The organism is Streptomyces sp. NPDC057682, assembly GCF_042799575.1.
Lineage (GTDB): Bacteria > Actinomycetota > Actinomycetes > Streptomycetales > Streptomycetaceae > Streptomyces.
In genome coordinates this window covers 390,734-409,803 of record NZ_JBHVIN010000002.1, presented here as the reverse complement: position 1 = coordinate 409,803, position 19,070 = coordinate 390,734, and the positions used below count along the sequence as shown (strand labels likewise).

The following is a 19,070-nucleotide window of genomic DNA, read 5'->3' as shown; positions in this document are numbered from 1 at the left end:
TGACCACAAATGACGTTTTGCGCAGCAGGTATGCCGACTTCGGTATGGCAGGGCCGGTGGTCTTCCCCGTGGCCCGGATTCCACGCGGGGCGGCCGGCGGCCGGCGCTCCCCGGTCCGACGGATTCGGTCCTCCGGTATACCCGCACCGCTATACCTCCGGGGCGAACCGGCATTTGTCCGCTTCCGCCGGGGGGCCCAGGATCCACCGAAAGCGGGGGCTCCCCCGCGTCCCCGGCAGACGAGGTGATCCATGAGCGACGCGGACCGTTCCACGGGCGCGAGCAGAACCGCGCTGGCCACGCTTCTCGGAACGACATTGGAGTGGTACGACTTCTTCCTGTACGGCACGGCCGCCGCCCTCATCTTCGACAAGCAGTTCTTCCCCGACCTGAGCCCGGCGGCGGGCACCCTGGCGGCCTTCTCCACCCTCGCGGTCGGCTTCGTCGCCCGGCCGCTCGGCGGTCTGGTCTTCGGACACTTCGGCGACCGGCTGGGACGCCGGTCGACGCTGGTGGTGTCCCTGGTGATGATGGGGATCGGCTCGACCCTCATCGGCGCGGTGCCCAGCTACGACACCATCGGCATCTGGGCCCCGGTCCTCCTGGTCCTCCTGCGCGTCGTCCAGGGCATCGGCCTCGGCGGCGAGGGCGCCGGTGCCACCCTGATGTCCATGGAGCACGCGCCCGAGGGGCGGCGGAACCTGTACGCGGGCTTCCCGCAGATGGGCACCCCGGCCGGACTGGTCCTGGCGAACATGATCTTCCTGGCGACCAGCTCGCTCGCCGGACACGCCGCGTTCACCGCCTGGGCCTGGCGCATCCCGTTCCTGCTGAGCTTCGTCCTGGTGGGTGTGGGACTGGTCGTCCGGCTGCGCGTCACCGAATCGCCGTCCTTCGACCGGGCCCGGCAGGAGGACGAGGTGGTCCGCTTCCCGCTGGCGGAGGCGGTGCGCACGGGACTGCCGAGGCTGGCCGTCACCCTGCTCGCCGTGGTGGCCAACTCCGCGGTCGCCTACGTCTTCATGGTCTTCACGCTGTCCTACGGCACCAAGCACCTCGGCTTCGACCAGCGGTTCCTGGTCCTCGGGGTGAGCGCCGCCGCCGTGCTCTGGTTCGTCTCGATCCCCCTGTGGACCGCGGTCGCCGACCGCAGGGGGCGCCGCACGCTCTTCATCGGCGGATCGGTCGCCATCCTGCTGTGGTGCGCGGTGTTCTTCCCGCTGCTCGACACGGGGGACCGGCTGCCGGCGCTGCTCGCGCTCGCCGGCATGGGCCTGATCATCCCGGTGACCCACTGCGTCCAGGGCGCGATCATCGCCGACACCTTCCCCGTGCGCGTGCGCTACTCGGGCACCTCCCTGATCCTCCAGATCGGCGCGGTGCTCGGCGGCGGACTGGCCCCCATGATCTCCAGCGCGCTTCTGGACGCGAGCGGGTCGTCGACCGGTGTGACCTGGTATCTGGTGGGCATGTGCGCCCTCAGCCTCGTCGGGGCGGTGGCGCTGTTCCGTATGGTTCCCGAGCGTCCCGCCGCCCCGGCCCGACGCCTCGTCCCCGAACCCGCAGGTGAGGCATGAACACTCCGCGTACGGTCCGCAGCGGCCCCTTCCGGTACGCCACGGCCGCACGATTCGCCCGGCCCCGGCCCGTGCCGTACGGGGACACCGCGTCCTCGTCCGGCGCGGTCTGCCCCCAGCCGGACTCCCGCCTCGAAGCACTGATGGGCCCGCCCCCGGGCCGGCACCCGCACGACGAGGACTGCCTCCACCTCACGGTCACCCGCCCCGCCGCCCCCGCGGCGGGGCGGCGGCCCGTCCTCGTGTGGTTCCACGGCGGCGGGTTCAGCAGCGGGGCCGGGATCCTCGACTGGTACGACGGAGGGTCCCTCGCCGCCGAGCAGGACGTCGTCGTGGTCGCCGCCAACTACCGGCTCGGCGCGCTCGGCTATCTCGTCCACGACGGGGTCAGCGAGGGCAACCTCGGCCTGTACGACCAGCTGGAGGCGCTCCGCTGGGTCCGCGACCACATCGCGGACCACGGCGGCGACCCCGACAACGTCACGGTCTTCGGCCAGTCGGCCGGTGCCCTGTCCGCCCTGCTGCTCCTGGAGACGCCCGGGGCCCGCACCCTGCTGCGCCGGGTGATCCTCCAGAGCCCGCCGCTGTCGCTGCTCACCCGCACCCCGGACGAGGCACGCGCGACCGGACGGATCTTCGCCGCCCACCTCGGCACCGACCCCCGCACCGCCCCGGCGGACGCACTGCTCGCCGCCCAGGCGCGCACCGCGGCCGACCACCGGCAGCGGACCGGGAACTTCCTGGAACCGCCGTTCGGACCGGTGGCCGGCACCGCGCCGCTGCCCGCGGGACCCGGCCCCGCGCCCTTCGGCGACCGGGCCCCGGACGTGCTGTACGGCTGGAACGCCGACGACATGTCCGCCTTCCCCGAGGGCCCGTCCGACAGCGGCGGTGTCGCCGCACGCACCCGGCGCGTCTACGAGGAGCCGCTGCGGGAGCTGCGCGCGCGGCTGGAGCACCGGGGCGCCCGCGTCCACGGATACCGGCTGGACTGGTGGCCGGCCGGCTCGCCCCACGGCGCCACCCACTGCGTCGAGATCCCGCTGCTCCTCGGCTCGGCCGACGCCTGGCGGCACGCGCCGATGCTGGGCAGCCTCTCCTGGGCGGAGGTGGACGCCGTGGGCCGGGGCGTCCGCGCGGCCTGGGCCTCCTTCGCCCGTACCGGCGACCCGGGACCGCTGCCCGCACCGCTCGTACCGCTGACCCCCTGACCCGCCAACCCGCTGACGTCACCCGGCTCCCGGCTCCCGCCGGACGTTCGCGGGGAGCCGACGCGCGTGTGCGCCTCAGCCGGTCCCGGCTCCGGCTCCGGCGGCGGCCCCGGCCCCTGCCTCTGCCCCGGCCTCAGACCCGCCCACGGGCCGGAGCATGCCCCGGATCTCGGCCGCCACGTCCCGCAGATGCTGGAGCAGGGCCTGGGTGCTCGGGCTGGGCGCGCGGTCGTGCGGCAGCGTGACCCCGACGAGGCGGGAGACCGAGGGCAGGGGCGTCGGCAGCACGGCCAGCCGGTCGTCACGCTGCGGGATCAGCACCGGCAGCGTGGCCACGGTGTCCGACTCCTCCAGCAGGGTGCGCAGGGTCAGGATGGACGTGCACTCCACCCGGTCCTCGGGCAGCGGCAGTTCCGCCTCGAAGAAGACCCGCTCCACCTCCCTGCGCAGGGAGGTGTTGGCCACCGGCAGGCTCCACGGGAAGTGCATCAGGTCCGCCAGCCGCGGGGCGGCGAGGGACTGCGCCGGGTGGCCGGCCCGGGTGACCAGCTTGACCGGTTCGCTGTACAGCTGGATCTGCCGGGTGCGGCCCCCGGGGTCCGGGGCGTTGAGCCGGCCCACGGTCAGATCCACCTGACCGGCCATGAGGTCGGCCAGGAGCACGTCCGGCGGGGCCTCCTTCACGACGACGGTCACCCGGGGGCGCTCCCGCTTGAGCCGGGTGATGGCCTTCGGCAGCAGCAGACCGGCCCCGGCCAGATGCGTGCCCACGGTGACCGTGCCCACCTGCCCGCTGTTCAGCTCGGCCACGTGCTGGCCCGCCTTGCGGATATGGGCCAGCACCACCTGCGCGTGCCCGATGAACGCCTCTCCGCAGACGGTGGGCGTCACCCCGCGCGGACCGCGCTCGAAGACCTCGGCGCCGAGGATCGCCTCCAGTTCGCGCAGCCCGCGCGTCACCACCGGCTGGGTCACCCGCAGATGCTCCGCGGCCCGCATCACGGAGCCGTGCTCCGCGATGGTCGTGAGGAGCACCAGATGGCGCAGCTTCAGACGGCCGTCCAGCAGCTTCTCGGGATCCATCGGCCCAGGGTATGCCCCGGCGGCTATGACGCAAGGGGTTCAGCAGCCGGAACGGGCAAGGCAGGGCGGCGGTCCCGGCCGGGGAACGGCCCCGCCCGACCCATGCCCGTACGGCTATGCCGGAGGCGGCAAGAGGTATTGGACACGCATGACGTCCCGCGCCGAGACTCACCAGCAACGAACGCGGCCGGAACGACCGGGACCCACCCGCGTCACCCCGGCGGACTGGGAGAACGACGTGACGGCGCACCACATACCGGCTTCACCGGGCCCGAGGGTCGCGGCCCGCGGCGTACGGCTCCGGGTGCGCGGCCTGCGTGCGGCGCTCCCCCTCGACGGCGCGGTGCGCACGGTGCTCGACGACGTGAACTTCGATCTGCGCCGGGGCGAACGGCTCGGCGTGCTGGGGGAGGACGACGCCGCCCTCCCGCTGCTCGCCCGGACACTGACCGGCCGCCCCGCCCCGGGCGACCGGGTCCTCGCGGGGACGGTCACCCTCGCGGACGGTCCGGGGCGCGCCCCGGCGGAGGCCGGGAAACCGGCGTCCGGCATCGCCCTCCTCGATCCGGCGGCGCCCGTCCTCCCGCACACCGGCCCCGCACCGGCCGGGACACGGGTGCTCGTCACCGTCCTCACCGGCTTCTCCGCCGATGAGGCCGGGGCCCGGACCGACCGGCTGAGGGCCCTCGCCCCGGCCCTCGAAGCGGACGGCACCGCGCTGATCGTGATCGGCGGCCCGTTCGGAGCGGTCGCCGGACTCTGCGACACGCTCCAGGTCGTCGCGGGCGGGCGGATCGTCGAGCGAGGGCCCGCCGCCGAACTCCGCGCCCGCCCCCGGCACGGGCTCACCACGGCCCTGCGGACCGGGGACGGCGCACCCCCGTACGGCTCCGGGACCGGGCGCGGCTGCTTCTTCGCGGCGCACTGCCCCCAGGGCCGGGGTCACGACCGGTGCCTCCACGAGGTCCCCGGCCCGACGCCCTTCGGCTCGCCGTACGGCTCGGTCACCGTGAAGTGCCACCGCCCGGCACCGGCCGCCGTCCTGTCATGAACCGCAACGGAACAGCGCAAGGAGACATACGCATGAAGGTGGGAGTGGACGGCCGCAAGCTTCCCGGGGCGGCGACGCGCCCGGCGGTCGAGAGCCTGGAGAAGGCCGCAGAACTGGGCCTGGACGGGGTCTTCTTCAGGACCGTCCTCGACATCACGCCGACGCTGGACCGGCACGTCCTCGAGGAACTGCGCCGGCGCGCCGACGAACTCGGCCTGTACCTCGACATGGGGCTGGCCAAGGTCAACCCCTACGCCAACGCGGAGGCGCCCGAGGTCCGCGAGCTGGGCAACGGCGACTACACCGCCGGCATGATCCGCATGATGCGGGCCTGCGCGGAGATCGACTGCCGGGAACTCTGGGTCGGCACCGCCAACTACAAGCCCCGGCTGCCCGGTTACCACGTCTTCGACCGGTTCCGCACCGACGCCCCCTGGAGCGACCAGCTCGCCGGGATCGAGAAGTTCCTGCGCGTCCTGCGCCCCGCCGCCCTCGACCTGGGCATCCACCTCAACGTCGAGACCCACGAGGAGATCACCTCCTTCGAGGTGGTCCGCCTGGTGGAGGCCGTCGGACCGGACGCCGTCGGGATCACGTACGACTCCGCCAACGTCGTCGCCCGCGCCGAGGACCCCGTCGAGGCCGCCCGCCGGGTGGCACCCTACGTGCGGATGAGCCATGTCCGGGACGTCGCGCTGTTCCGTACCGACTACGGCATCGGACGCATGCTGGCGCCCTGCGGCGAGGGCGTCATGGACTGGCAGGCCATCCTCCGGGCCCTGGGCGCGCACCGGCCCGACCTCCGGCTGTCCATCGAGAACTCCCGCGACCGCACGGTCATGCCCATGCACGTGTACGACCCCGACTGGCTGGCCGCGCACCCCGACCTCACCACCACCGAACTCGCCGAGATCTTCCGCCTCACCCACACCTACGAGGACCTGGCCGCGGCCGGGCACCGGCCGGACATGGGCCACCTCACCGGCACCCCGTGCGACGGCCCCGAACAGCTCCGCTTCATCACCCGCACCGCCGAGCACCTGCGCGGGATCCTCGCCGCGGACGGCGCACCCGGCAGCGCGCCCGACGGGCCGGCCCGATGAGGACCCGTATCTCGGCGCGGTTCGTCGTCGGGTACGACGGGACCGGCCACGTCGTGTACGAGAACGGCGCGGTCGTCTACGAGGACGACACGGTCGTCCACGTCGGCCACGGCTTCGAGGGGCGGGTCGACGTCGAGCGCGACGAGGGACTCGCCCTGGTCGGGCCCGGCTTCGTCGACCTCAACGCCCTCGGCGACATCGACCACGCGGTTTTCGACACCTACCAGGACGACGCCCTCGCCACCGGACAACGGTGGTCCGAGAGCTATCTGGAGCGGCGCCACGAGGTCTTCGGCCGCGAGGAGGAGGCGTTCAAACGCCGCTACGCCTTCGGCCAGCTCCTCCTCAACGGCATCACCACCGCCCTGCCCATCGCCTCGGAGATCTCCAAGGAGTGGGCGGAGACGTACGAGGAGACGGCCGACGCGGCCGAGGCCGCCGCGGACCTCGGACTGCGCGTCTACCTCGGCCCCAGCTACCGCTCGGCCGTGCCCGTGGTCGACGGCCGGGGCCGCACCCGGCTGCACCGTGAACCGCGGCTCGGCGAGGCCGGACTGGACGCCGCCGCCCGGTTCGTGGCCGACATCGAGCGGGCCGGCCACGGCCTGGTCCGCGGCATGCTCGCCCCCTCCCGCGTCGAGACGGTCGACCCCGCGCTGCTGCGCCGCACCCGCGCCCTCTCCGACGAACTGCGCTGCCCGGTCCGGCTGCACGCCGGACAGACCCTGTTCGAGGTCGGCCTGCTGCGCGAGGCGCACGGCCGCCGCCCCATGGAACTCCTCCACGACCTGGGCTTCCTGGGACCGCGCACCCTGATCCCGCACGCCTGGGCGGTCGCCGGGCACAGTGAACTCCCGGTCCCCGGCGACGATCTCGACCTGCTGCGCGACAGCGGCACCACCGTGATCTTCTGCCCCATGGCGGTGGCCCGCTACGCCGTCGTCCTGGAGTCCTTCGACCGCTACCTCGCCCACGGCATCCGCATGGCCATGGGCACCGACACCGCCCCGCCCGACATGATCCGCGCGATGGACACCGGAATGGTCCTCACCAAGGCGGTCGAACGGCGCCGCTCCGCCGGCTCCTGCCGCGACCTCTACGACGCGGCGACCCTCGGGGGAGCCGACGCGCTCGGCCGCCCCGACCTCGGACGGCTGGCCGAGGGCACCCGGGCCGACCTCACCGTGATCGACCTGTCGGGCCCCCGGACCGGCCCCGTCGACGACCCGATCCGCACCCTCGTGCTGGCCGGCGACGGCCGGGACGTGCGCACCGTCGTCGTCGACGGGCGGACCGTCGTGGACGGCGGCGTCCTCCTCGGCGCACGCCCCGACGACCGCGCACGCGCCCAGGCGTACCTGGACCGCTACCGGGCCGCCTACCCCGAACGCGACCACCTCGGCCGTACGGAACAGGAACTCTTCCCGCCGACCTACCCGATCAGAAGGGCCGCACCATGACCGGCCACGGCGACCCCGGCCGGCGCACCGCCGACCTCCTGCTCACCGGCGGCTGCGTGATCACCATGGACCCGGCCCGGCGGGTGCTCACCGACGGCGCGGTCGCCGTCACCGACGGCCGCGTCACCGCCGTCGGCCCCACCGAGGACGTCCGGGCCCGCTGGAGCGCCGCCGACACCCTCGACTGCACGGGACAGGTGGTCCTCCCGGGGCTCATCGACGCCCACGGCCACGGCGGGCACGCCCTGCTGAAGACGATCGGCGTCGACACCCTGTCCTGGTGGATGCGGATCGCCACCCGGACCTACTTCGAGCACACGGACACCGGCTACTGGTACGCGGACGGACGCCTCGCCGCCCTGGAGCGGCTGCGGTTCGGCGTGACCTGCGGGGTGAGCGTCCTCGGCTCCCAGCCCCGCTCCGACCGGCCGGAGTTCGGCGACGCCCACGCCCGCGCCTACGCCGGGACGGGCACGCGCCTGGTGCTCGGGGTCGGCCCGAGCGGTCTGCCCTGGCCGCGCGAGAACGGCCACTGGACGGACGAGGGCACCCACCGCCGCACCCGCGTGGACCTCGACCGGATGATGGCGGGGGCGGAGGAGACCGTCGCCGCCTGGCACAACGGCGCCGACGGGCGGATCAAGGTGGCCGTCACCCCGTACACCATGGTCCCCTCCCTCGATCCGAGCGGCCCGGCCACGCCCGACCGCGCCACCCGGCTGACCGCACAGGACCGGGAGCAGTCCGCACGCGTACGCGACCTCGCGGCCCGCTACGGCACCCGCGTCCACACGGACGCCTTCGGCGGCATGGTCGAACTCGCCCACCGGCTCGACCCGCAGGCGCTGCTCGGCCCCGACGTCCACTTCCAGCACGGCTTCGGTCTCAGCGCCCGCGAGGTGGCGATCCTGGCCGAGACGGGGACGAGCGTGACGCACGGTCCCGGCGTGGTGGTCGGCGCGCTGCGCGGACGCTGCCCGGTCCCCGAACTGCTGGACGCGGGGGTCACGGTGGCCGTCACCACCGACGGCTGCGCGCCGATGTCGAGCTTCGACCTGTTCACCGCCGTACGCCAGGCCCAGACGCTCACCCAGCTGCAACAGCGCGACACCTATCTGCTGCCCCCCGGCAAGCTGCTGGAGATGGTCACCATCGACGCGGCCCGCGCGATCGGCCAGGACGCCGAGATCGGCTCGCTGGAGGAGGGCAAGGCGGCCGACATCACCGTCGTGGACACCCGTCGGCCCCATCTCCAGCCCCTGCACATGCCGGTCCACGCCCTGGTCTACAAGGCGGGCGGCCAGGACGTCAGCCATGTCGTCGTGGCGGGCCGGGTGCTGCTGCGCGACGGACGCCCGACCCGTACCGACGAGGCCGAGGTGATCGACGCGGCGGGCGAGGAGGCCCGTCGGGTCATCGCCCGGGGCCGGCTCGGCCGCTTCGTCACCGCCCCGCAGTGGGGCGCCTCGCGGCAGTCCTTCCCCGACCCCGTCCCCTTCGAGGAACGAGCCACGCCATGACGGTCACGCACCCCCGCACCCGCGTCTTAGGCCCCCGCCCCCGTCCGCAGTGACCCCGATCGACCCGAAAGTCCGGCCCGCACCGTGGTACGCGGCGGACGGACCGCTGAATCCCCTTCCCGCCGACCTGACAGGGCCACGGTATGAAGAACAGCCGCAGTACCGGAAGCAGCACTCCAAGAACCGCCAACACCCCCAGCACCCACGACAGCCGGGCCACCCGCAGGGTCGCCCTGGCGACCCTCAGCGGCACCGTGCTGGAGGGCTACGACTTCTTCGTCTACGGGACGACGTCCGCCCTCGTCTTCAACTCGCAGTTCTTTCCCTCGCTGAGCCCCACGGCCGGCACGCTGGCCGCGTTCAGCACCTTCGCCGTGGGCTTCGCCGCCCGCCCCGTCGGCGGCCTGGTGTTCGGCCACTTCGGCGACCGCGTCGGCCGCAAGGGAACCCTGGTCGTCTCCCTCCTGATGATGGGGATCGCCACCACCCTCATCGGCCTCGTCCCCACCTTCGCGGTGATCGGGGTCTGGGCCCCGGTCCTGCTGGTGCTGCTGCGCTTCGTGCAGGGCATCGCCCTCGGCGGCGAGATGGCCGGCGCCACGCTGTTGTCCATGGAGCACGCGCCGGACGGCAGGAAGAACCTGTTCGCGGGGTTCCCGCAGATGGGCACGCCGGCCGGCCTCGTCCTGGCGAACCTGGTCATCCTCACCACCGGCGCCGTGATGCCGGACGCGGCCTTCACCGCCTGGGGCTGGCGGATCCCGTTCCTGCTCAGCGGGATCCTGGTCGTCCTCGGCCTGTTCGTACGGCTCCGCGTGGCCGAGTCGCCGTCGTTCGCCGCCGCGGTCTCCGCCGACCGCGTGGTCGCCAACCCGCTGCGGGAATCCCTCAAGGTCGGCTTCCCGAGGCTCGCGGCCACCCTGTTCGCGGCCGTGGCCAGCGGGGCGGTGGGCTATGTGTTCATGGTCTACAGCCTCTCCTACGGCACCTCGACCGTCGGTTTCGACCGGCAGTACCTGGTGCTGTGCGTCACCGCTGCCGCCGCCGTCTGGTGCTGCCTCATCCCGGTGTGGACGATGGTCGCGGACCGCTTCGGCCGGCGCCGGATGTTCCTGGCGGGATCGGGCGCGCTGCTGGTGGCGGGCTCCGTCTTCCTGCCGCTCGTCGACACGGGCTCCCGGGGCGTCACGCTCGCCGCGTTCCTGATGATGGGACTGGTCATGCCCATCACGCACAGCGTGCAGGGCGCGATCATCGCCGACACCTTCCCGGTCCACGTCCGCTACTCCGGCTCGTCCCTCGTCATGCAGACCGGAGCGATCATCGGAGGCGGTCTCGCCCCCATGATCGCGGTGGCCCTCCAGGACGCCACCGGTTCCTCCGCCGGTGTCACCCTCTACGCCGGCGGGATCAGCCTGATCAGCCTCGTCGCGGCGGTCCTCATGTTCCGGATGCCGCCCCTCGCCACCGGGGAACCGGCCCCCGCCCCCGCACGCGAGCGCCAGAGCGAAGCGGTCTGAGACCACGGGAGTCCGGGAGCACCGGTCCGCGCCGCCCCGGCCCGGACCGGTGTGCCGGGCCGTCAGCCCGGCGTCGGCAGGACACCTCCCGGACCCGGCGGGACGTGGCGGTAGTCCCGGGGCGACATCCCGTACGCCGTGCGGAAGCTGCGGGTGAAGGTCGAGTGGTCCCTGAAGCCCCAGCGCGTCGCGATCTGGTGCACGGTCACCTCGCGCAGCGCGGGATCGCGCAGGTCCCGGCCCGCGTACGTCAGGCGCAGACCCCGGATCCAGGCCGCGGGCGTGGTGCCGCGGGTGTGGAACAGCCGGTGCAGATGGCCGACCGAGAGATGGTGGGCGCCGGCGATGACCCGGGGCGACAGCTCCGGATCGTGCAGCCGCTGCCGGACGAACGCCTCGATGCTCAGCAGCAGGGCGCCCCGCCCCGAGGGGTCCTCCGGATCCGTCCGCTCGTCGAGGTGGTGGGTGACCAGGGCCGTGAGGAGGTCGCCGCTGATCTCGGACAGCCGGGGCAGGTCATGCGATCCGTACGCGTGGGCCTCGCCGGCCAGGCTGTTCATCAGGTGGACGACCATGCCCGCGAAGCCGTCCCGGCCCGGTAACGGCCGGGCGAGCAGCGGGCGCAGCCGCGCGGGGGACCGGCCCAGCAGCGTCCGGGGGATGTGGGCCCGCAGGAGCGTCGCCGTCCCGCCGTCGCCGTCGAGCCGGATCTCGTAGGGGTACGAACTGTCGTACAGGGCGAGCGTGGTGGGGTCCAGGACCGCGTCCCGCCCGGCCTGGCTCAGCACCACGGACCCGGACGCGGCCACGACCACGGAGACCAGCTCCGGATCGGCCTGCCGCACCATCCTCTCGGAGCGCACCACCTTCCCCGGGGACATGGTCAGCTCCGCCATGTGCACCGAGGCCAGCTCCACGCCGCGCAGCGAGGCGGCGAAGCCGTCCGCCTCGTCGCCCACGACGCCCATGGGGTGCTTGCTCGTCAGGAACATCTCGTTGAGCGCCGTCAGCCGGTCCCTCGGCGGCAGACCGTCGAGGTCGAGCAGAGCCGTCATCATGAGCCGCCCCCCGGGCATGTCACGGTGGCCGATGTCTCCCTGGGCCGTGCGCGGCCCCCAGGACCAACGTGCCCGGACGGCCCGGTGTTCCCGTGCGCGGGAGGGCCGTCGCCGGGACCGCGAACGCCGCCGTCCCTCAGCCCCGGGCGCGCGCCGAGGACGGCCGTTCCCGCGCGCCTCCGGGCGGGGCCGGGGCCGCCGCGTCCCCCTCCAGCCGTTCGGCGGTCCGGCGGGCCGTCGCCAGGGCCCAGCGCCCGCTGCTCACCAGGCCGACCAGCAGGACGCAGACCCCGCAGCCGGTGATGATCCACCAGGCGGGCCGGCTCGCCGCCACGAAGCCGGCCGCCGGAATCCCTCCGTCCGAGGTGTGCGCCGCGCTCGTCCCGGCCGCCAGGACCGCCCCGATCACGGCGACCCCCAGGGTCTGCCCGATCTGCCGGCTGGTCGAGGCGACGGCCGCGGCCACGCCCGCCTGGGCGCGGGGCATCCCGGAGACGGCGGTGTTGGTGATCGGCGCGTTCACCGCGCCGAAGCCCACGCCGAAGACGACGTACGCGGTGAACATCGTCGCCGTGCCGGTCTCCGCGTCGAAGGCCGCGAACATCAGCCCGCCCACCGCCATGCCGATCCCCGCCACCAGCAGCGGCATACGCGGTCCCCGGGTGGCGACGATCCGCCCGGAGAGCGGCGGCAGCACGCAGACCATGACGGCCATCGGCAGCATGTGGAGCCCGGCGTCCAGGGCGCTCAGGCCCCGTACGTCCTGGAGGTAGAGGGTGGTGACGAAGAGGAAGCCGCCGAGGGCCGCGAAGGCGCTGACCGCGATGACGGTGGCCCCGCTGAAGGGGGCGCTGTGGAAGAAGCGCACATCGATCAGCGGGTCGGTACGCCGCGGTTCGTACAGCACCAGACCGGCCAGGGCGCCCGCCGCGACGGCGGCGAAGAGCAGGATCTCCGGCGAGGTCCAGCCCTTCTGGGGCGCCTCGATGATCGCGTACGTGAGCGCGCCCAGCAGCGCGACGACGAGCAGCTGGCCCACCGGGTCCGGGCGGCGGGCCCGGGGCGCGCGGGACTCGGGGACGAAACGCCAGGTGAGCAGGAGGGCGGCGAGGCCGACCGGCAGATTGATCCAGAAGATCGACCGCCAGCCGACCGAGTCGACCAGCACACCGCCCACCAGCGGGCCCGCCGCCATCGAGACACCGACGACACCGCCCCACACCCCGATCGCGCGGGCCCGCTCACGGGGGTCGGTGAAGGTGTTGGTGATGATCGACATCGCCACCGGGTTGAGCATGGAGCCGCCGACCGCCTGCACCATGCGGAAGACGATGAGCGCGTCCAGGCTGGACGCGAGCGAGCAGAGCGCCGATCCGGCGGTGAACAGGACCAGGCCCGCCATGAAGACCTTGCGGCGGCCGATCCGGTCGGCGGTGGATCCGGCGAGCATCAGGAGGGAGGCGAGGACGAGCGTGTACGCGTCGATCGTCCACTGCATGCCCGAGACACTGGCGTCCAGGTCCTGGCGCATGGCGGGCAGGGCGACGTTCAGGACGGTGACATCGAGGCTGACGATCAGCAGGCTCATGCAGCAGATCGCGAGTACGAGCATCCGTCCCCGATGGGTGAGCTCGGGCATGCATGGATAGTACGCCTAACTAACGACTTCCGCCGCCAGGACGCCGGAGACCGCCGCCACCAGGGGATGGTCTCCCGCCGCGTCCGCGTCGGGCTTGGTCGTCAGCACCACCAGCACCACCGGAACCCCCTCGGGCGTCCAGGCGACGCCCGCGTCGTTGCAACTGCCGTACGCACCGCCACCCGTCTTGTCCGCGACCGTCCACTCCGGGGGCAGCCCGGCCCGGAACCGCGTGCCGCTGGTCCGGCAGTTCAGCAGCCAGCCGGTCAGCCGCTCCCGGTCGCGCGGTTCCAGGACGTCCCCGAGGACGAGCCGGGCGTAGTCGCGGGCGAGGGCGGCCGGGGTGGTGGTGTCCGTGCGCCGTCCGGGCTCGGCCGAGTTGAGGTCCGGCTCCCAGCGGTCGAGCCGGGTCACCGGATCCCCGATGGAGCGGGCGAAGCGGGTGACCGCGCGCGGCCCGCCGAGTTCGCGCAGCAGCAGATTGGCGGCCGTGTTGTCGCTGTCGCAGATCGCCGCGTCGCACAGCTCGGCGATCGTCATCCCGCTCGCCAGATGCTCCGGGGTGCGGGTGACAGGGGAATCCGCGACGCAGTCCGCGTCCGTGTACCGCACGAGCCGGTCCAGCACCTCGCCGTCCCGGTCCAGGTCCCGCAGCACCGCCGCCGCCGCGAGCGTCTTGAACGTGGACAGCACCGGGAACCGCTCGTCGGCCCGGTGGCGCACGGACACCCCGGTCGCCAGGTTGTACGCGAAAGCGCCGACGCGGGCGCCGTGGACCCGCTCCAGCTCCCGCAGCCGGGCCGTCGCGGACGCGGGGCCGGGGGCGGCGGCGTGCGCGGGCCCCGCGAGGAGCAGCGCACCGGCCGCGGAGGCGCCGCCGAGCGCGAGCAGCCCGCGCCGGGTGGGAGCCGCGCCGCCGGTACGGCGCGGAAGGGCTGTCGGGTCCAAGCGCGTCCGAGAGGTCATGGATCTCCTTCGTGGGCCGGCGTCCCTCGCCGTCCCCGCCACGCTACGGCGAGGGTCCGACAACAGCGGGTCACCGCCGTGCCCCGGCGGGCCTCCGTCACCGGAGCAGTTCCGCCGGTACGCGACAATGGGGGGCATGACCACGCTCGCCCCTTCCTCCCCGCTGCTCCGCGTCGGCCCGCACACCGTGCGGCCGCCGGTGGTGCTGGCCCCCATGGCCGGGATCACCAACGCGCCCTTCCGCACCCTGTGCCGGGAGTTCTCGGGCGGCAAGGGGCTGTTCGTCAGCGAGATGATCACCACCCGGGCGCTGGTCGAGCGCAACGAGAAGACCATGCAGCTCATCCACTTCGACGCGAGCGAGACCCCGCGCTCGATCCAGCTCTACGGAGTGGACCCGGTCACGGTCGGCAAGGCCGTCCGCATGATCGTCGACGAGGACCTCGCCGACCACATCGACCTGAACTTCGGCTGCCCCGTCCCCAAGGTCACCCGCAAGGGCGGCGGCTCGGCCCTCCCGTACAAGCGGCCGCTGCTGCGCGCGATCCTCCGCGAAGCCGTCTCCGAGGCCGGGGACCTCCCCGTCACCATCAAGATGCGCAAGGGCATCGACGACGACCACCTCACCTTCCTGGACGCCGGCCGGATCGCCGTCGAGGAGGGCGTCACCGCCGTCGCCCTGCACGGCAGGACCACCGCCCAGCACTACGGCGGCACCGCCGACTGGGACGCCATCGCCCGTCTCAAGGAACACGTCCCCGAGATCCCCGTCCTCGGCAACGGCGACATCTGGTGCGCGGACGACGCGCTGCGGATGATGCGCGAGACCGGCTGCGACGGCGTGGTCGTGGGCCGGGGCTGCCTGGGCCGCCCCTGGCTCTTCGGCGACCTGGTCGCCGCCTTCGAGGGCACGGCGGCCCGGCAGGCACCGTCCCTGCGCACGGTCGCCGACGTGATGCTGCGCCACGCGACACTGCTGGGGGAGTGGATCGGCGACGAGGCGCGCGGCGTGATCGACTTCCGCAAGCACGTCGCCTGGTATCTGAAGGGCTTCGCCGTCGGCTCCGAGATGCGCAAGAAGCTGGCGATCACCTCCTCCCTGGAGGAGCTGGGCTCCCAGCTCCAGGAACTGGACCTGGACCAGCCCTGGCCCGACGGCGCCGACGGCCCCCGCGGCCGCACCTCGGGCAACAACCGCGTGGCACTCCCGGACGGCTGGCTGAAGGACCCGTACGACTGCGCGGGCGTGAGCGCCGACGCCGAACTGGACACCTCCGGCGGCTGACCCGCTTGCCCCAACCACTGTCACCGACCCCGGGATTGACGGCCCGTCCGTTCGTTAGAATGCGTCACTCGGCCACAGTGGGGGATCGCGTGACGAGCGTTGTCTTTGTGCACGGAACGGGCGTACGGGAGGACTCGTACCGGAAGTCCTACCAGCGGGTCGCCCGCGGACTCGCGCGGGTACGGCCCGAGGTGAGGCTCGCGCCCTGCTACTGGGGCGACACCTACGGGGCCCATCTCGCGCTGGGCGGTGCCAGCTTCCCGGAACGGGAGCAGGACCGGGCCGTGCCCGGGGCCGACGGCGCGGACGATCCGCTCGCCGTGTGGGCGCTGCTCGAACAGGACCCGTTCGCGGAGATCGAACTGCTCGCGGACAGCGCCCGGGAGGACGAGGGCGGCGGCTTCGCGCCCGGCCGCACCGACCCGTGGGACGCCCTCGCCGACCGGGTGCGCGCCCTCGCCGGGGCAGGCCCGGTGACGGACACGACGGACACGACGGGCGACGGCGACGCCGCCGCGCTCGCCGAGGAGCTGGGCCCCCGGCTGTACGACGCCGCCCTGCGCGTCGCCGAGGAACTGTCGCTGCGGCTCTCCGGCACCGCCCCGGGCCGCGACACCGAGGCGATGGCCGCCCGCGCGGTCGTCGCCCTCGCGACCCGGCTGACCGAGCACACCGAGGACGCCGAGGAACCGCTGCCGGTGGACGGCGCGGACCGCGACGCCCTGGTCCGGGTGCTCACCGACCGCCTCGGCGGCACCGACCGCGGCCTCAAGGGCGCCGCGTCCTGGGTCGGCGGCCGGCTGCTCGGCGACCCGCTCCTGTGGGCCTCCTCGCCCGTCGTCCAGAGGGGCCGCCGCCCGATGACCGGCAAGATCCTCCCCGGAAGCGGCGACATCCTGCGCTACCAGGGCCGGGGCACCGGACTGCGCACCCGGATCGCCGACACCGTCGCACTGGCCAGGGAGCGCGAGGGCGGCCCGGTCGTCCTGCTCGCCCACAGCCTCGGCGGCATCGCCTCCTTCGACCTGCTGGCCATGGAGCCCGCCCACGGCGTCGACCTGCTGATCACGGTCGGCTCGCAGGCGCCGTTCCTCTACGAGATCGACGCGCTGACCGGGCTGCGGCGCGGCGACGACCTGCCCGCCACGTTCCCGCGCTGGATCAACGTGTACGACCGCAGGGACCTGCTCGGGTTCGTCGGGGAGCGGGTGTTCCCCGGCCGCGTCACCGATGTGCGGGTCAACCTGCGCCAGCCCTTCCCCCGCTCCCACACCGGCTATTTCGCGCATCAGGGCCTCTACGAGCGCATAGCGGCCGAGCTGCCGTGAGGCCCGCCGGGCACGACTGGCGGCGCACCCACGCGGTCGTCGTCGCGGTCGAGCAGTATGCGACCCGGGGGGAGGGCTGGGACCTGGACGGGCCGGCGAACGACGCCGCCCGCATGATGCGCTGGCTGCGCGGCCGGGGCGTCCCCGAGGACCACATGCACCTGCTGGCCTCGCCCCTGGAGCGCAACGAGGGGCTGCTCGCCGAGTTCACCGGGGTCCGGCGCAGCACGGCGGACCGGATGCACGTCCGCCGCGTCTTCCAGGACGAGCTGCGCGCCCTCGACGTCGACTGGCTCTGGGTGTACTGGGCGGGCCACGGGATCCAGGCCGCGCACAACCGCTGGAGCCTGCTCTATCCGGAGTCCCGCGACGGCGACCCGCAGGGGGCGGACGCCGAGAACCTGATCTCCCTGCTGCGTACGGACCGGCTGCCCGCCCGTGCGGCACAGCGCGCCGTCGTCGTCCTGGACGCGTGCCGCACGACCCTGAGGCCGGGCGAGCAGGCCCACGCCGCCGACCCCGACACCCTCACCAACCGGACGGAGGCCAACGTCGAGCGCCCGCTGTTCGTCATGCGGGCGTCGAGGCCGGGGCAGGCCGCCAAGTCCGTCCACGGGGTGGGTCTCTTCACCTCGAAGCTGATGGACGAACTGGAGGCGGGATCCCGGCGGGACCCGGCCGCCGCCCCCGATCTCGACCAGGTGTGGCAGGGGATCCGGAGCCACTTCGACGAGCTGGCGGAACGCGACGGTGCCGGCCAGGTGCCGACGGCGCTGTGCCGCAACTGGACGAGCGACGAGGACTACGCGCCCCGAAGGCTTCCCGCCGCGGCGAAGCCGCCCGCCGAACGGAACCCCGCGCGCGACGGGCTGGCCCTGCTGGTCCGCGCCGCGCTGGCCGACGACGGCCCCGCCCTGGCCCGGGTGGCCCGGAAGCTCGGCACGCACCTGGCCGCACCGCTGCCCTGCGAGCCGGCGGAGATCGATGCCGTGACCCTGGTCGACTGGGCCCGGACCCGCCCGCACGGCATCGCCACCCTGATCCACCTGCTGGCCGCCGCGCCGTGCGGCCTGGAGCCGGCCGACCTGGTGTCCATGAAGGCCGACGGGCGCCGACTGGCCCCCGACCGCTGGCTGCTCTGCGCCGAGTACGACACCCTGATGGCCCTGCTCGAAGCCCAACCCGAAGAGGTGGCACGGGAGTTCACGGAAGCCGCCCGCAAGGAGGCGGTGGGCACCGACCTCACGGCGACCGCGCCGAGGGAGGTGGTCGACGCCCTGGAGGCCCTGCTCCCCGACCTGCCCCGGCTGCCCCGGCTGCTGGGCACGGTCGAACGCGCCGCCGCCGCGGCCGGGGACGGCCCGTACGCCGAGGAGCTGCGGCAGTGGTCGGACGCCTGCGCGCGCCGGCTGGACGCCGCCCTGCCGGCGGTCCTGGCCGACCGGCGCGCCACGCTCGCCGAACAGGCCGCGTCCGCGGGGACGGCGGACGAACGGGTGCAGATCCGGCTGTCCGCGCCGTCCGGACCCGCCGGGCACCGCACGTACCAGGTGTGGACGCACGGCGCCTCGGGCGCGGAGTCCGTCGAGGTCCGGGACACGCCCGTGGCCCCGGCCGCGATCGAGCGCGCGGTGGACACGCTCCTGGCCCGGCACGGGCGGGTCAACAGCACCCCGGTGGAATTCTTCCTGGACGCCCGCGATCTCGAACTGGACGTCCACCGCTGGCAGATCGGGTCCGACGGCCCCTTCGAACGCTCGCTGGGGGCCGAGTTCCCGGTCGCCGTCCGCTGCACGGAGCACCGCCGCCCCCAGCAGGAACACCTCTGGCGCGGCCGCTGGGAGCAGGTGGCGCACGCCCGGACCGGGGACCTGCACTGGCTCCCCGGCGACCTGCCCACGATGAAGGCGGCGCACGGTCTCGTGAGCGCCCGCGAGGACGCGCCGGGCGTCGTCGTGACCGCCGACGGGTCCGCCGCAGGGTCCGCCGCCCCGCGCACGGACGTCTTCACCGCCTGCGTCTTCGGCGGCGTCCCCGTGATGGTCTGGTGCGGCCACGGCGAACCGGACCGCGCCGCAGAGGAGTTGAAGAACCTCCTGACGGACTGTCCGCTGCCGGAACTGCCCGCCCGGTTGCGTAGGCTGCGAGCGGACTGCGACGGCGACGACACGCACCCGCGTGGCGGGCTGGCCCTCCTCTGGGACGACCCGGAACGGCAACTGCCCCCGCGCCTCGATCTGTCCGCACCATGAGAAGCACGAGACGAGGG

Annotated in this window: 14 protein-coding genes; 10 read left to right on the top strand and 4 right to left on the bottom strand. The window is 73.9% G+C overall.

Annotated elements, in window-relative coordinates; genetic code table 11:
* Positions 1 to 251: 251 nt before the first annotated feature.
* Positions 252 to 1,577 carry an MFS transporter gene (locus ACFVDM_RS04540; RefSeq protein WP_383633082.1) on the top strand — a complete coding sequence of 442 codons (1,326 nt, stop codon included), beginning with the start codon at positions 252 to 254 and terminating at the stop codon, positions 1,575 to 1,577.
* Positions 1,574 to 2,788, top strand: a complete 1,215-nt coding sequence (locus ACFVDM_RS04535; protein WP_383633080.1) for a carboxylesterase family protein — start codon at positions 1,574 to 1,576, stop codon at positions 2,786 to 2,788. Before ACFVDM_RS04540 ends, ACFVDM_RS04535 begins: the two co-directional genes overlap by 4 nt.
* Before the next feature lie 75 nt (positions 2,789 to 2,863).
* Here ACFVDM_RS04535 and ACFVDM_RS04530 read toward each other — a convergent pair whose 3' ends face one another.
* Positions 2,864 to 3,871, bottom strand: coding sequence for a LysR substrate-binding domain-containing protein (locus ACFVDM_RS04530; RefSeq protein ID WP_383633077.1), 1,008 nt, complete (start codon positions 3,869 to 3,871; stop codon positions 2,864 to 2,866).
* Positions 3,872 to 4,109: 238 nt separating this feature from the next.
* Between ACFVDM_RS04530 and ACFVDM_RS04525 the strand changes: the two genes are divergently transcribed.
* The 5 genes from ACFVDM_RS04525 to ACFVDM_RS04505 all read left to right on the top strand — a co-directional run bounded on the left by ACFVDM_RS04525 (position 4,110) and on the right by ACFVDM_RS04505 (position 10,525).
* Positions 4,110 to 4,922 carry a hypothetical protein gene (locus tag ACFVDM_RS04525; RefSeq protein WP_383633074.1) on the top strand — a complete coding sequence of 271 codons (813 nt, stop codon included), beginning with the start codon at positions 4,110 to 4,112 and terminating at the stop codon, positions 4,920 to 4,922.
* 32 nt (positions 4,923 to 4,954) lie between these two features.
* Positions 4,955 to 6,025, top strand: coding sequence for a sugar phosphate isomerase/epimerase family protein (locus ACFVDM_RS04520; protein WP_383633071.1), 1,071 nt, complete (start codon positions 4,955 to 4,957; stop codon positions 6,023 to 6,025).
* Positions 6,022 to 7,485 (top strand): chlorohydrolase family protein, encoded by a 1,464-nt coding sequence (locus ACFVDM_RS04515; protein WP_383633068.1) that lies wholly within the window; start codon positions 6,022 to 6,024, stop codon positions 7,483 to 7,485. Before ACFVDM_RS04520 ends, ACFVDM_RS04515 begins: the two co-directional genes overlap by 4 nt.
* The gene (locus ACFVDM_RS04510) at positions 7,482 to 9,005 is read left to right on the top strand and encodes an amidohydrolase family protein (protein ID WP_383633065.1); all 1,524 of its coding nucleotides are present in this window, start codon (positions 7,482 to 7,484) and stop codon (positions 9,003 to 9,005) included. The genes ACFVDM_RS04515 and ACFVDM_RS04510 overlap by 4 nt, the downstream gene beginning before the upstream one ends.
* 143 nt (positions 9,006 to 9,148) lie before the next feature.
* The gene (locus ACFVDM_RS04505) at positions 9,149 to 10,525 is read left to right on the top strand and encodes an MFS transporter (RefSeq protein ID WP_383633062.1); all 1,377 of its coding nucleotides are present in this window, start codon (positions 9,149 to 9,151) and stop codon (positions 10,523 to 10,525) included.
* Positions 10,526 to 10,587: 62 nt separating this feature from the next.
* Here the strand turns inward: ACFVDM_RS04505 and ACFVDM_RS04500 are convergent, their stop codons facing one another.
* The 3 genes from ACFVDM_RS04500 to bla form a co-directional block, all read right to left on the bottom strand.
* On the bottom strand, positions 10,588 to 11,583 hold the full coding sequence (locus ACFVDM_RS04500; protein ID WP_383633059.1) for a helix-turn-helix domain-containing protein: 996 nt from the start codon (positions 11,581 to 11,583) through the stop codon (positions 10,588 to 10,590).
* A gap of 136 nt (positions 11,584 to 11,719) precedes the next feature.
* Positions 11,720 to 13,222: an MFS transporter gene (locus tag ACFVDM_RS04495; protein ID WP_383633057.1), complete on the bottom strand. Its 1,503-nt coding sequence runs from the start codon at positions 13,220 to 13,222 to the stop codon at positions 11,720 to 11,722.
* Between the two features lie 15 nt (positions 13,223 to 13,237).
* Complete coding sequence (bla, locus tag ACFVDM_RS04490) at positions 13,238 to 14,188, bottom strand: class A beta-lactamase (protein WP_383633054.1); 951 nt, start codon at positions 14,186 to 14,188, stop codon at positions 13,238 to 13,240.
* A 136-nt stretch (positions 14,189 to 14,324) separates the two neighbouring features.
* Here bla and dusB point away from each other — a divergent pair, with 136 nt between their 5' ends.
* The 3 genes from dusB to ACFVDM_RS04475 all read left to right on the top strand — a co-directional run bounded on the left by dusB (position 14,325) and on the right by ACFVDM_RS04475 (position 19,053).
* Positions 14,325 to 15,473: a tRNA dihydrouridine synthase DusB gene (gene dusB, locus ACFVDM_RS04485; RefSeq protein ID WP_383633051.1), complete on the top strand. Its 1,149-nt coding sequence runs from the start codon at positions 14,325 to 14,327 to the stop codon at positions 15,471 to 15,473.
* 89 nt (positions 15,474 to 15,562) lie between these two features.
* The gene (locus tag ACFVDM_RS04480; RefSeq protein ID WP_383633048.1) at positions 15,563 to 16,801 is read left to right on the top strand and encodes a hypothetical protein; all 1,239 of its coding nucleotides are present in this window, start codon (positions 15,563 to 15,565) and stop codon (positions 16,799 to 16,801) included.
* The gene (locus ACFVDM_RS04475; RefSeq protein WP_383633045.1) at positions 16,798 to 19,053 is read left to right on the top strand and encodes a caspase family protein; all 2,256 of its coding nucleotides are present in this window, start codon (positions 16,798 to 16,800) and stop codon (positions 19,051 to 19,053) included. The genes ACFVDM_RS04480 and ACFVDM_RS04475 overlap by 4 nt, the downstream gene beginning before the upstream one ends.
* Positions 19,054 to 19,070: the final 17 nt, after the last annotated feature.

Bases quoted from the DNA above. Each gene is read 5' to 3' on its own strand.
- ACFVDM_RS04540 (WP_383633082.1), top strand. From the start codon at position 252: ATGAGCGACGCGGACCGTTCCACGGGCGCGAGCAGAACCGCGCTGGCC.
- ACFVDM_RS04535 (WP_383633080.1), top strand. From the start codon at position 1,574: ATGAACACTCCGCGTACGGTCCGCAGCGGCCCCTTCCGGTACGCCACG.
- ACFVDM_RS04530 (WP_383633077.1), bottom strand. From the start codon at position 3,871: ATGGATCCCGAGAAGCTGCTGGACGGCCGTCTGAAGCTGCGCCATCTG.
- ACFVDM_RS04520 (WP_383633071.1), top strand. From the start codon at position 4,955: ATGAAGGTGGGAGTGGACGGCCGCAAGCTTCCCGGGGCGGCGACGCGC.
- ACFVDM_RS04515 (WP_383633068.1), top strand. From the start codon at position 6,022: ATGAGGACCCGTATCTCGGCGCGGTTCGTCGTCGGGTACGACGGGACC.
- ACFVDM_RS04510 (WP_383633065.1), top strand. From the start codon at position 7,482: ATGACCGGCCACGGCGACCCCGGCCGGCGCACCGCCGACCTCCTGCTC.
- ACFVDM_RS04505 (WP_383633062.1), top strand. From the start codon at position 9,149: ATGAAGAACAGCCGCAGTACCGGAAGCAGCACTCCAAGAACCGCCAAC.
- ACFVDM_RS04500 (WP_383633059.1), bottom strand. From the start codon at position 11,583: ATGATGACGGCTCTGCTCGACCTCGACGGTCTGCCGCCGAGGGACCGG.
- ACFVDM_RS04495 (WP_383633057.1), bottom strand. From the start codon at position 13,222: ATGCCCGAGCTCACCCATCGGGGACGGATGCTCGTACTCGCGATCTGC.
- bla (WP_383633054.1), bottom strand. From the start codon at position 14,188: ATGACCTCTCGGACGCGCTTGGACCCGACAGCCCTTCCGCGCCGTACC.
- dusB (WP_383633051.1), top strand. From the start codon at position 14,325: ATGACCACGCTCGCCCCTTCCTCCCCGCTGCTCCGCGTCGGCCCGCAC.